Source organism: Chitinophaga sp. HK235, from assembly GCF_018255755.1.
GTDB lineage: Bacteria > Bacteroidota > Bacteroidia > Chitinophagales > Chitinophagaceae > Chitinophaga.
Window position 1 is genome coordinate 5,017,209 of record NZ_CP073766.1, and the last position, 12,774, is coordinate 5,029,982.

The window sequence follows — 12,774 nt, forward strand, 5'->3', positions numbered from 1 at the left end:
TCATTGGATTTTACAGGTGGAATAATTGTTTTTCATTTGCCTGCTTTTTGACTTATTTACCGTTTCGCAGGGCGTTGGCATATTTTTCTTTCAGTGCTTTGTCCTCTCTGATGGTTACTGTTCCTTCTTCTATTTTATAGTCCAGTGGTGCGGTGAGTTTCAGAATATTGAGCACCTGCTCCAGTGTCTCCTGGCGGAATGTACCGCTGAAGCGGAATGTTTTGAGTGCTTCATCTTTAAAGATCACGTTTACATTAAACCTGCGTTCCATGGTGATGGCCAGTTCTTCCAGTGATTGACTGGTAACGATCCAGTTTCCATCTTTCCAGGCTGTGTATATCTCTGTGTTGCTCACCTCTCTGGTTTCTACAGGGGTGATGGAAGCTGCTGTTCCGGCAGTTATTCCCTTTTGGTTGTTACCTGTGATGGTGGCTGGTTGTTTATACACAACGTGCTGGTGCGGTTTCAGCATTATTTTGAATGGACTGGCTGTCTGACTGCCGTCAATTCTTACTGCTCCGTCCACCAGTGTGGTCACTACACCTTTGTCTTCCGGATATGCCTTCACGTTGAAGGAGGTCCCCAGCGCCAGTATTTTCAGATCAGCTGCATTTACCGTAAAAGGTTTCCGTGAATCGGTATGAACCTTAAAAAAAGCTTCTCCTTCCAGTTTCACCTCCCTGCTGTGGTTATTGAAAGAAGAGGCGTATTGCAGGCTGCTACCGGCATTCAGCCATACTTCTGTACCATCAGACAGTTCTATTTTGGTGGTTGCTCCTTTAGGGCTGGTCACTGTCACCAGTCCCTGTCCATTGTCTCCTTTTTTAAGAGAGAGCCAGGCAAACACTACGCCGCCACCCAATACAAAAGGAAGTGTAAAAGAGGCTGCCATTCGCAGCACCTGTTTCCATCTTTTTATGGATACCGGAGCATTGATCTGTTGGAGCTCGTGCCAGGCCGCATCAGCAGTATAATGCCCGGGGGTGGCGGTGGCCATCCAAACATCCCGCAGCGCTGTAAAGTACGCGCGGTTGTCCGGGCTGGCGTCGATCCATTCTTCCAGCGCTCTTTGGTCTTCCGTGGAGATGTTGCCAGACAAAAATTGTGTGATCAGGTCATCCATCTGCCCATTTGAATAGTTAGGCTGCATAGTTATAAAACAAGTAGTAAGACAATTTTCTGATCACAGCAGGGTGACAAGACTTTAAAAAAAATCCGGAATTATTTTAGCAGCGGCAGTAATTCATCCCTCAAACGCTGCAGGGCGCGGGTCATTTGTGTTTTCACGGTATTCACGGAGATGCCCAGCTGACGGGATATTTCGGGATAACTCAGCTGTTCGAAACGACTTAGGCGGAAGATGTCCTGGCACTGTGGTGGCAGTTTGCCGATGGCTTTTTCCGCCATCTGTTCCAGTTCGGAGTGTTCCAGCCGTTCTGCCGGCGAAGGTGCAGCGGGCATATTCATTAAGGCGATACGGGATTCCAGCTGTTGCAGTAGTTCGTGGCCATATCGTGCTTTGATTCTGTCCTGCTTGATATAGTTGAGGCAATTGTTTTGAACGGCCCGGTACAGATAGGCTTTTGCAGATATTCGTATATCCAGTTCATCATAACGTTCCCAGATACGGAGGAAGGTGTCCTGTACAATTTCTTCCGCCAGTTCATGGCGGTTTACAAAATCAAAGGCGAAAGTACAGAGTGCAGCATAATGCGCTTTGAAGAGGCCTTCAAAAGCTGGTAGCTGGCGTTGATCCTGTTTAATATTTAAACTTACTTCCTCCAAAGTATGCTGGTCCTGGACAACTGATGGTATTTGCTCATTGTTCACCTCACTGTTCGATTCAATGTTCACTGCAGACAGATATATTACACCGTCATGAAAAGATACGACAAGTTAACAGGATAAAAAAACGCGGGTGTTTTACCCGCGTTTCTGTTTTATATCTATTCAGGAATATTACATGCACAATCCGCCACAGGCGCTGATTGTCTGGCCTGTCACATAGCTGCTGAGGTCAGAAGCCAGGAAGAGGCATACATTGGCGATATCTTCCGGAGTACCAAAGCGTGCCAGCGGAATCTGCTGGATATAGCCAGTGGCAGCTTCTCCTTCTTTGAGATAGCTGGTCATATCTGTTTCGATAAAACCGGGAGCTACGGCATTGCAACGGATATTGCGGCTGCCCAGTTCCTGTGCGATGGATTTGGAGAAACCGATGATACCGGCTTTAGAGGCGGCATAGCTGCTTTGTCCGGCATTTCCCATGATACCGATTACGGAGCTCATGTTGATGATGCTACCGGATTTAGCTTTCATCATAGGACGGATTACCTGTTTGGTCATGTTGTACACGCTCTTCAGGTTGATGTTCATCACGTCGTCCCACTGATCGGGGCTCATTCTCAGCAGCAGGTTATCTTTGGAGATACCTGCATTGTTTACGCAGATATCAATTTTTCCGAATTCTAACAGCACTTCCGATACCAACACTTCACTTTCTTCGTACACACCTGCGTTTGACTTATAAGCTTTTGCCTGTACGCCCAGCGCCCGGAGTTTATCTTCCAGGATTTTCGCTTTTTCATCAGAGCTTACATAGGTAAAGGCCACATTGGCTCCCTGTGCTGCAAACTTCAATGCAATCGCTTCTCCAATACCGCGGCTCGCGCCAGTGACAATCGCTACTTTGTTCTCCAGTAATTTCATGTTATAGTTGATAGGTTTTAAGTGTTCATATTCTCTGCCGCGAATTTCAGAATTTCTTCGAGATAATTGCGGTCATTGTTGAGACGAGGCACTTTGTGCTGTCCGCCCAGTTTACCCTTGCTTTTGAGAAATTCACAGAAAGTGCCTTTGGGCAATACATGTACTACCGGAGGGCGCAGGGCAATATTTTTATACCTTTTGGCTTCGTAGTCCGAGTTAATGGATTTTAATGTATTGTCCATTACGGTAGCAAAGCTGTCCGGGTTTTCCGGTGCTATTTCAAATTCTATTGCCCATTCGTGTCCGCCGTTACCATGGTCGCTGAAATATACGGGAGCAGCGGTATAATCGTTTACCACGGCGCCGGTAACTTCGCAGGCTTTGGCGATGGCGCTGTCAGCATTCTCCACTATCACTTCTTCTCCGAAGGCGTTGATAAAGGATTTGGTCCGGCCACTCACCTTAATGCGATAAGGGAGCAGGGAGGTAAACTGAATGGTATCTCCTACCAGATAACGCCACAGACCACCATTGGTGCTGATAATGAGTGCATAGTTTTTACCGGTTTCCACTTCCTGGAGCTGGAGTGTCCTTGGATGTTCCTTCCCCAGTTCTTCCATTGGCATAAACTCGTAGAAGATGCCATGGTTGAGGAACAGGAGCAACCCTTCTTCACCGATTACATCCTGTGCGGCGAAGAAACCTTCCGAAGCATTATAGGTTTCCTGATAGTGCATCAGGGGATTGCGTATCAGTTTGGCAAACTGGTCGCGGTAGGGAGTAAAGCTCACGCCACCGTGCATGTACAGTTCCAGATTGGGCCATACATCAGCCAGGTTGTCTTTCCCGGTCAGTTCAAAGATCCGTTTGATCAGAACGATGGTCCAGGTAGGAACGCCGGCAATGGAGGTCACGTTTTCGTGGATGACGGCATTGGCCATACGTTCTATCTTTTCTTCCCATTCGTCCATCAGGGCGATTTCCAGGTCGGGAGTGCGGATCATGTTGCCATAGAACGGCATGTTCTGCAGCATTACGGCGCTCAGGTCTCCGAAGTAGGAGTCGCTGTCTTCCGACAGTTTGTTTACCTGGTGGCTTCCACCGATGACCAGTGATTTCCCGGTAAATACGTCGGAATCAGGGAAATTATTGTAATACAGGGAAATAACATCCCGGCCGGAGCGGTAATGGCATTCGTCCAGGCTTTCCACTGTTACGGGAATAAACTTGCTTTTATCGGCGGTGGTACCGCTGGATTTTGCAAACCATTTGATCGGGGTGTTCCACAGCACATTCTGCTGTCCTTCCATGGTACGCTGTATATACGGTTTGATGGTATCATATGTATGTACAGGGACCCTTTGTTTATATTCCTCTATTTTATAGATTTTGGAAAAGCCGTATTGTTTGCCAAACTCCGTATACTGGGCGGCGCTGATAAGGTTTTGGAATACCTGCTGCTGCACCTGCACGGGATACTGCATGAAGTATACGATGCGTCCCATGCGCAGACGTGCGAGTTGTGATATGGCAGGACTTAAAATTTTCATATAGGATGCTGTGGCGTGTTTTTTATTGTTTAGCTGCTTCGTCCAGATAATTCTTTCTCCGCAGAACGAAATTCTGGCCAAGATACACTTTTCTCACCTGTTCATCCTCGGCCAGTTCTTCGGCTGACCCGGATTTGAGGATTTTCCCTTCAAACAATAAATAGGCCCTGTCGGTAATGGACAAGGTTTCCTGCACGTTGTGGTCTGTGATCAGGATACCGATATTCTTGTATTTGAGTTTAGCTACGATAGACTGGATATCTTCCACAGCGATAGGGTCGATACCGGCAAAAGGTTCATCGAGCAGGATAAACTTGGGATCTACGGCCAGTGCCCGGGCAATTTCGGTACGGCGGCGCTCTCCCCCGCTCAATACGTCTCCGGGGCTTTTACGGACGTGCTGCAGGCGGAATTCACTTAAGAGTGCTTCCAGCTTTTCTTTCTGGGCAGCCTTTTTCAGATCGGTCATCTCCAGTACGGCGGCGATATTATCTTCCACACTGAGTTTCCGGAAAACCGAAGCTTCCTGTGGCAGGTACCCTATCCCCATTTTAGCCCTTTTATACATGGGTAACTTGGTGATATTGATATCATCCAGGTACACATTGCCCTGGTCTGGCTTGATAAGCCCTACTACCATGTAAAAGGAGGTGGTTTTACCCGCCCCGTTAGGGCCGAGCAGCCCTACTATCTCCCCCTGGGATACTTCCACAGACACGTGGTTTACCACTGTTCTGGCCCCATAGCGCTTTACCAGCTGGTCCGTATGTATTCTTAATGCCATATGATCAAACTTAGCAAAATTAAGCATTTCATTCACTTGGCCTAGTTATAGTTCTCTTAAGATGAAAAAACCTATGATATTGATGGGGGGATATGTTATTTTTGTTCCCATAAATTTTCAGGAGGAATAAGGTTTGGACCAAACAGCCATTATTCCGCAAAGCTCACAACCGATGAAAGTAACAGAACATATTGCCCGGGCGAAGGATACCCTGATTTCTTTTGAAATCCTCCCCCCGCTGAAAGGTAAAAGCATCGAATCTATTTACGACCATCTGGATCCGTTAATGGAATTCAAGCCGGCCTATATTAACGTGACCTACCACCGCAGTGAGCATATGTTCAAAAAGAAGGCCGACGGCTCTTTTGATAAGGTGGAGATCCGCAAACGCCCCGGTACAGTAGGTATCTGCGCCGCCATCATGAACCACTACACCGTGGATGCCGTCCCTCACCTTATCTGTGGCGGATTTAGCCGGGAGGAAACGGAAAATGCCCTTATAGACCTGAATTTTTTAGGAATAGATAACGTATTGGTACTCAGAGGAGATGCCCCTAAAAACGAAACGTTCTTCGAAGCCGACCCGCATGGGCATAGTTATGCGATTGAGCTGCTGGACCAGGTAGCACATATGAATAATGGGATGTACCTGGAAAACGATCTGCAGGGCGGTGTAAAAACCAATTTCTGCATCGGTGTGGCCGGTTATCCGGAAAAACACTTTGAAGCACCCAATATGCAGACTGACATGGGACATCTGAAGCGCAAAGTGGAAAACGGAGCAGATTATATCGTTACTCAGATGTTCTTCGATAATCAGAAATTTTTTGATTTTGTGGCCAAATGCCGTGAAATGGGCATCACTGTGCCGATCATACCAGGACTGAAGCCAATCACTTCCAAAAAGCAGATGACCATACTGCCGCGTATTTTCCACGTAGACCTGCCTACAGAGCTGTCTAACGAGATACTGCGCTGTAAAACGGACAAAGAAGTAGAACAGGTGGGCACCGAATGGCTGATTACCCAGTCCAGGGAGCTCAAACAGTTTGGTGTTCCGGTACTGCACTACTATACGCTGGGCAAGCCCAATGTGGTACGCAAAGCGGTGGAAGCCATCATGTAAGGATTAACCATTGTTATATAAATAAGAAAGGGAATGACGAAAGTCTTTCCCTTTTTTGCTTTTCTTTCATATATAATGCCATTACGTAGAGACGTAGTGGCATATCCCTATAACTGTCACACATTTAAATTAACTGTCCAATGATCATCGCAACCCTTTCGGGAAGCAACTTTCTGTAAAGAAGACGCACACCAAAATCGTCACCCCTACTTCGTGTCAAAAAAAAAGAGGCCGCCCTTACGGACGGCCTCTTTGCCTTTAATTGATTAACTATTAAGTAGTTACATTATTTTTTACCACCAAACAGGAAACCTGCGGAAACACCGAAGTATCTGTTTTTGTGAGATTCTTTATCTTCAACTGCACTGTTGGTCAGACCCAGGCTGTAGTTTACGCTAAACTGCAGACCATTTTTCAGTTCATAACCCAGGATGAAGTTTGCACCAGCATCCAGTGCTTTGTAGTGTGAATCTTTGTTATACGCTGCTTTTTCCTCAGCAGTACCGTCTACAGGGTATTTTTTACCGTCGAATTTAACTTTTGAATCGCCATCTGCACCGATGATGCCAGTGCCAACGCCAACCAGACCGGAATATTTGGTTTTACCACCCAGACCCAGTGCTACATAAGGACCGAAGCCACCGAAGAATTTACCGGAACCCAGCTCAGTTTTGTACAGGAAGTTAATGGGAACTTCCAGATAGTTCATGCTGGTAGTCATTTTCAGACCTGCGGAAGCTTCTCCGGAAGTTTCTTTTTCCTGGAATTTAAAGCCTTTTTTGCTGTAGAGTAATCCTGGCTGCAGGGCAAAGTTTTCTGCCAGGGAGATGTCGGCAATAACGCCAACGTGGAAGCCAGTCATGGATTTAAGACCGTCCACTTTTTTGTCGTCAACTTTTTGGCTGGTGCTGGCAACGTTTAAACCAGCTTTTACTCCAAATTTTACCTGCGCGTAAGTGGAAAGGGATCCTACCAGTGCTACGGCGATTAACAGAACATGCTTTTTCATAGAAAGAGAAAATTAAATATGATTTGCAAATATATATGCATATATATCATATCTAAAAATGTCTTTTACAGAAAATTATCGAGCAAATAAAAAAGGTTCTTCCCTATTTGAGAAGAACCTTTTTCTATTATATTTCTGTTTTTACCAATCTTCCCGATTCAGCAGAACCCCAAGACTGATGCCGAAATACCGGTTTTTTACCGAGCCGGCAGATTTGTCAATATCTACTAATCCATGGCTGTAATTGACACCCAAGGTAAGATAACAGTTAAACTCAATCGTTGCCGTCGCATTTAAGCCGGCATCCCAGCGTTGCAGATTGAGGCCGGTTGAAAAGACATTGGGATCCTTGCTAAAGTCCAGCCGCTGGGAGCTGGATTGCAGCAACTGCCCCTCCTTATAAATAGCCAGCTCATAGTCTCCACGCGTGCAATAGGCTGCATAGCCTCCACCACCCAGCGCCAGCTTACCAATGCCAATCGGTATCTTATATACCAGATCAACAGGCAGCTCCAGGTACTGCAGTTTTATCCGGGTAGCACCCGGAAGTGCCACGCCTACATTTTGTTCTCCAGTAAACGGCAGCTTGGCCCCCTTGGTAATAAAGCTGAACCCAGGTTGCAGCGCTCCGTTAGGGAAAAGCGGAACATTCAGATAAAAGCCGGCTTGCCAGCCATGCAAGGATTTCATATCTGCATTACCGTTGCCCCCGGAGGAAACATCCATACCGGCATTAACATAACCGCTCCTCAGGCCTAAACTTACCTGAGCATCAACAGTAGTGGCACAGGCCAAACAGGCCAACACACATAGGGTTGTAAAACACTTCATCTAGAACTGTACTACGGGATTAAATAATCAGTGTATCTCGAAATATCGTTATGAACTTTAACCGGGATTCTTATTTCAATCGATGGTTTATAGGGCGAAACTAATCAAAAGGTTTTGAATTCAATAAAAAAGGCCGTCAGGAACTTACCTGACAGCCAGTTAATTAATTATTATGAGGGTCTTACAACAATCAATGTCCACCAAACTTATATCCTATTGATACACCAAAGGAGGACATCTTGAACTTACGATCATTGCTGGTGTTGTCAAACGAGTTGACCATTCCCAAGTCGCCATTTAAGCCAAAATATAAGCCTATCGGCATTTCATAACCCACCTGAAAATTACCACCCGCATCAAAGCGTTTCAGTTTGTACACAGCAGTGGCTTCATCTTTAAACGCCTTAGGATCACCCAGAATAGGCAGGTCTTTATATTTACCGCCCAAACCCAGTGCTACATAAGGACCTAATGCCAACACCAGTCTGCCACTTCCCACTTCCGGTTTAAACATAAAATTGACAGGCAACTGCAGGTAAGATAAATCGACCTTGCCCAGGTCATGCTTAAACTTACCACCCCGGTTGGCATACAGCAGTCCGGTACCAACATAGAAATCATCCCCGATAGGAATATCAACAGTTACCCCTGCCCGTAAACCCACGCGAATGCTACTGGTTTCCTTTGACCCTCCGGCAAATCTTGTATTTACACTTGAAAACTGAGGGCCGGCAACGATGCCCCACTGCACCTGACCAAATGTAACACCTGCGATCATTAAAGCGACCACAGATAAAAATACTTTTTTCATTTTTATGTGTATTTGGATGATGGTAAAAGTGGCACCAACAGGCGGTGGCGCCACTTTTTTCTTTCTGATCTATTATAATCAGCCTGTACTTTTTGCTTGCTGTAATTACAAAACGAGAGAAGAATTGTTTTGTTAAAGGGTTATTATCTGCCTCCAAACAGATAACCAACGGAAACACTGAACACCCGGTTCTTGTTTTTATCATCTGCGTTGTTATCCTGTCCGGAATATACTTTGGCAAAGCCAATTCCATACTGCGCACTGATCAGGAAATTGCTGATCTCCGCACCAACCTGCACATTGCCTCCCCAGTCAAACCTTTTCCACTTGTCACGGCCCTGGTTCAAGTCGCCATTATTAAAAGGGGTATCATCGTCCCACTTGATGTCTGAAGACCCACTGGCAGCACCAGCTACTGTGACTGCTTCATATTTGTTCCTGCCTGCCACCCCGAATGCAAAATACGGGCCGACACCGGCAAACAAGCTGGCACCCTCTCCTATAGGCAGCTTGCCAATAAGATTCAACGGAACTTCGATATAAGATGGGTTCTGGCTATACTTAGCATAAGGACTCGTAAGAGATACATGGTTCTTATCTCCTACTTCTGACTTGGTTCCTTTTGTAGTGTAAAAAACTCCCGGCTGAAAAGACAGGATACGTGGCACCAGCGGCAAATCCGCTATGACACCTACGTTGAAGCCTGACAACGTTTTGGCGTCTTCAGTACTTCCGCCGCTAGTAGTAGTAATATTGGAAAGGTTCCAACCACCTTTAACGCCTACACGGGCTTGCGACATCGCTGCAACAGAAATCGCCATCGCTGCTAATGACAGGAAAATCGTCTTCTTAGTCATAACCTTAAATTTTGGTCCGGCAGCCAAAATTCAAAGAGTATGCCAAAAGAATGTTAAATTTTACTAAACAATTGATTTTCAATAACAACAGAGGCGTATATTCTACATTCTACACCCCGTTTTCTACAGTTTTGCAGCTATCTTTTTTTGTCCGGCATGTTCTAAAAATTCGTTTAGCTGTTCTACCGCCAGGCGCTTGGCAACGATTTTTTTGTTTTCATCCAGCAGGTATACTACCGGTGTACTATACACGTCATACAAACGGCGATAGTTCGTCGTATTATCTGCATCCAGTGCATGTATCCAGCCATTGAGCTTATGTTCCTTAATAAAGGAAAGCCAATCTTCCCGTGTACCTTCTGTTTTGATACCGATGATGGCTACCCCTTTATTTTTCCAGCTGGCCTTAAAAGCGGAATCCAGACGTGGCACTTCGGTCTTACAGTGGCCGCAGGTAGGATCCCAGAATACCAGGACGGTGAATTTGGCTTTTGTTTTATACAAGGAAACAGGTCTGGAGGCAGTATCCTTCAGTTCCAGCGGGGCAGCCTGTTGCCCGATCAGATTAGGCGCCAGTGTGTAAGCCCGGTTAACGATCTTGTTCAGCTGTTCATCATTCAGCCAGAAAGCATCCCCTGGCACATAGTACTTCTCCACCAGGTGTACAAATACAGCATCCATGCCCATGTAAGGAGAACTTTCATAGTTATACGTAAGCCACCAGAGCACAAATTTGAATGCCTCCTTGCTCTTGCGGGTGCGGGCTATGAGGGCGTCGCAGTCTGCAATGATGGAGTCTGGCATATTTACCACCAGCTGGGTAAAGTATTTCTTCAGTTTGCCTTCCAGTACCGGCGTTCTAACCAGACGATCTGTGGACAGCTCTACATCATCCCAGTAATGGCCTTTAAAATAACGATAAGCAAAAGTGGAATCTTCTCCGGCCGGCTGCTGTGGTATCTCTGGCTCTTTCATGGCCTTGAAAATGGCCGACAGGATAGCATTTGGATTTTTTTGGACCAGTTCCTGCCGGTATTGCTGCAGTTTTTTACCCAGCTCCTGCTGTAAAGGCAGCACCTTGGCAGAGTCTGCAGCTGTTTGCGCAGCTTTCAGCTGGCTGGCAATATTATGGGTAAGCGCTTCCTGCTGGAAGATAAACCGGTTGTACTCCAGAAACAGATCGTTATCCGGGGAGCCTTTGTAAACGGTTTTGTTGATCAGGTCAGTGGTATCGATTGTTACACTGAATACCTGCTGCTTGTCGATCAGTGTTTCCACATATTGCTGTTTGCCGGGCAGTACGATCAGATAAATGCCGGGCAACAGGGGTGTTTTCCCCTTCAGGATAACTTCCCCGGAAGGAGATACGTCGGCAGAGTCAGCCAGGTAGGTGGTCCGGCCCATATAATTGGCCAGAAACAGTTTTCCACTGGTATAATTTTTCAGCTTAATGGAAAGCTGATAACCCTGTGCTTGCAGGTTTAACTGTAAAGCGAGTGCTGCCAGGAGCAGGAAAAATATTTTACGCATAGGAATTGGTAACAATATGTAAAAATAAGGGTAAAAAAGGTAATTGGTATATCCTTTTAAGATTACCGATTCACGAATTCCTTTTACCTTTGCAGCCGTGAGGAAAAAAAATGTTGTTTTAGAAAAAGTACCTGTATCCGGCTATGCCGCAGAAGGTAAGGCCCTGGCGCGGCAGGACGGTAAAGTCATCTTTATTGAAGGTGGTGTAATGCCCGGCGATATTGTAGACGTACGACTGAGTAAAAACAAAAAAGACTGGGCCGAAGGAAAAGCCATTCATTTTCATGCCTACTCAGACAAACGGGTAGAACCATTTTGTGCGCATTTTGGTACCTGTGGCGGTTGTAAGTGGCAGATGATGCCTTACAGCCTGCAGCTGGAATACAAACAGCAACAGGTGGCAGATCACCTGCAGCGTATCGGTAAGCTGAACCTCCCTCCCATGAGCCCCATCCTGGGATCAGCCCATACAGAGCACTACCGCAACAAGCTGGAATTCACCTTCAGCAACAAGGCATACCTCACCAACGAAGAAGTAAGGGCGCTGAACGGGGAGGAAATTCCTGTAAGGCCGGCACTGGGCTTTCATGTGCCCAAACTGTTCGACAAGGTGCTGGATATCAACACCTGTTACCTGATGCAGGAACCGGTGAACCTCATCCGCAACACCATCAGGGAGTACGCCATACAACATGAACTGTCTTTTTATGATATCCGCCTGCAGGAAGGCTGGCTGCGGAATCTTGTTGTACGTTTGTGCACAACCGGGGAGATTATGGTGAACCTGGTGATCCATCATGAAGATAAGGCAAACAGGGTAGCGCTGCTGGACCATCTGCAGAAAACAGTACCAGCTATCACCACCCTGTTATATACCATCAACCCCAAGAAAAACGATTCCATCTTCGACCTGGAACCACAGGTGTATTCCGGTAAAGGTTATGCAGAAGAAAAACTGGAGGACTTTGTATTTAAAATAGGTCCGAAATCTTTCTTTCAGACAAACACCTACCAGGGCGAAGTGTTATATAAGGTTACACGTGACTTTGCAGAACTGACCGGTTCGGAAATTGTATACGATCTGTACTGTGGTACCGGTAGTATTGGTATTTTTGTATCCCGCAAAGCCCGGAAAGTTGTGGGCATTGAACTGATCAAGGAAGCGATTGATGATGCCCGGGAAAATGCAGCCCGTAACCAGGTAAACAATGCAGAATTTTTTGCCGGTGATGTAGTGGATATTTGTGACGATGCTTTTTTTGCCCATCACGGACAGCCGGACGTTATTATTACCGACCCTCCACGGGCTGGTATGCACGAAAAACTGGTCAATAAACTGCTGGAGATTGCTGCCCCAAAAATCGTTTATGTAAGCTGTAACCCGGCTACACAGGCCAGAGATCTGGCTTTGCTGGATGCGCTGTACACGGTGGAAAAGGTACAACCCGTAGATATGTTTCCGCATACCCACCACATCGAAAATGTGGTATTGCTGAAGAAAAGAGAAAATAAATAGAAATAATGAACGAGTACAGGCCCGGAAAATTTCAGTTTTTACCCCTGGTGA

At 46.2% G+C, this 12,774-nt stretch carries 12 protein-coding genes; 2 read left to right on the forward strand and 10 right to left on the reverse strand.

Translation table 11 applies throughout. The features are described from left to right. Nucleotides 1-52 precede the first annotated feature (52 nt). The 5 genes from KD145_RS18665 to lptB all read right to left on the reverse strand — a co-directional run bounded on the left by KD145_RS18665 (nucleotide 53) and on the right by lptB (nucleotide 5,043). Complete coding sequence (locus KD145_RS18665) at nucleotides 53-1,150, reverse strand: FecR family protein (RefSeq protein ID WP_212000706.1); 1,098 nt, start codon at nucleotides 1,148-1,150, stop codon at nucleotides 53-55. A 71-nt stretch (nucleotides 1,151-1,221) separates the two neighbouring features. Continuing rightward, on the reverse strand, nucleotides 1,222-1,854 hold the full coding sequence (locus KD145_RS18670; protein ID WP_212000707.1) for an RNA polymerase sigma-70 factor: 633 nt from the start codon (nucleotides 1,852-1,854) through the stop codon (nucleotides 1,222-1,224). 105 nt (nucleotides 1,855-1,959) lie between these two features. After that, nucleotides 1,960-2,709: a 3-oxoacyl-[acyl-carrier-protein] reductase gene (gene fabG, locus KD145_RS18675; protein WP_212000708.1), complete on the reverse strand. Its 750-nt coding sequence runs from the start codon at nucleotides 2,707-2,709 to the stop codon at nucleotides 1,960-1,962. A gap of 17 nt (nucleotides 2,710-2,726) precedes the next feature. After that, nucleotides 2,727-4,259 (reverse strand): GH3 auxin-responsive promoter family protein, encoded by a 1,533-nt coding sequence (locus KD145_RS18680; protein ID WP_212000709.1) that lies wholly within the window; start codon nucleotides 4,257-4,259, stop codon nucleotides 2,727-2,729. A gap of 22 nt (nucleotides 4,260-4,281) precedes the next feature. Further along, nucleotides 4,282-5,043 carry an LPS export ABC transporter ATP-binding protein gene (gene lptB / locus KD145_RS18685; RefSeq protein ID WP_212000710.1) on the reverse strand — a complete coding sequence of 254 codons (762 nt, stop codon included), beginning with the start codon at nucleotides 5,041-5,043 and terminating at the stop codon, nucleotides 4,282-4,284. 172 nt (nucleotides 5,044-5,215) lie between these two features. Between lptB and KD145_RS18690 the strand changes: the two genes are divergently transcribed. Then, the gene (locus KD145_RS18690; RefSeq protein WP_212000711.1) at nucleotides 5,216-6,169 is read left to right on the forward strand and encodes a methylenetetrahydrofolate reductase; all 954 of its coding nucleotides are present in this window, start codon (nucleotides 5,216-5,218) and stop codon (nucleotides 6,167-6,169) included. Between the two features lie 286 nt (nucleotides 6,170-6,455). On the opposite strand, the gene KD145_RS18695 is transcribed toward KD145_RS18690, so the two are convergent. From KD145_RS18695 to KD145_RS18715, 5 genes are all read right to left on the reverse strand, one after another. Next, nucleotides 6,456-7,178: a porin family protein gene (locus KD145_RS18695; protein ID WP_212000712.1), complete on the reverse strand. Its 723-nt coding sequence runs from the start codon at nucleotides 7,176-7,178 to the stop codon at nucleotides 6,456-6,458. Nucleotides 7,179-7,319: 141 nt separating this feature from the next. After that, entirely contained in the window at nucleotides 7,320-7,985 is a 666-nt protein-coding gene (locus KD145_RS18700; protein WP_212000714.1) for a porin family protein, read from the reverse strand. Nucleotides 7,986-8,199: 214 nt separating this feature from the next. Continuing rightward, entirely contained in the window at nucleotides 8,200-8,820 is a 621-nt protein-coding gene (locus tag KD145_RS18705) for a porin family protein (RefSeq protein ID WP_212000715.1), read from the reverse strand. A gap of 143 nt (nucleotides 8,821-8,963) precedes the next feature. Next, nucleotides 8,964-9,677, reverse strand: a complete 714-nt coding sequence (locus KD145_RS18710; protein ID WP_212000717.1) for a porin family protein — start codon at nucleotides 9,675-9,677, stop codon at nucleotides 8,964-8,966. Nucleotides 9,678-9,800: 123 nt separating this feature from the next. Continuing rightward, nucleotides 9,801-11,207: a TlpA family protein disulfide reductase gene (locus KD145_RS18715; RefSeq protein WP_212000719.1), complete on the reverse strand. Its 1,407-nt coding sequence runs from the start codon at nucleotides 11,205-11,207 to the stop codon at nucleotides 9,801-9,803. A 97-nt stretch (nucleotides 11,208-11,304) separates the two neighbouring features. On the opposite strand from KD145_RS18715, the gene rlmD reads away from it, so the two are divergent. Continuing rightward, nucleotides 11,305-12,723, forward strand: coding sequence for a 23S rRNA (uracil(1939)-C(5))-methyltransferase RlmD (gene rlmD, locus KD145_RS18720; RefSeq protein ID WP_212000721.1), 1,419 nt, complete (start codon nucleotides 11,305-11,307; stop codon nucleotides 12,721-12,723). Nucleotides 12,724-12,774: the final 51 nt, after the last annotated feature.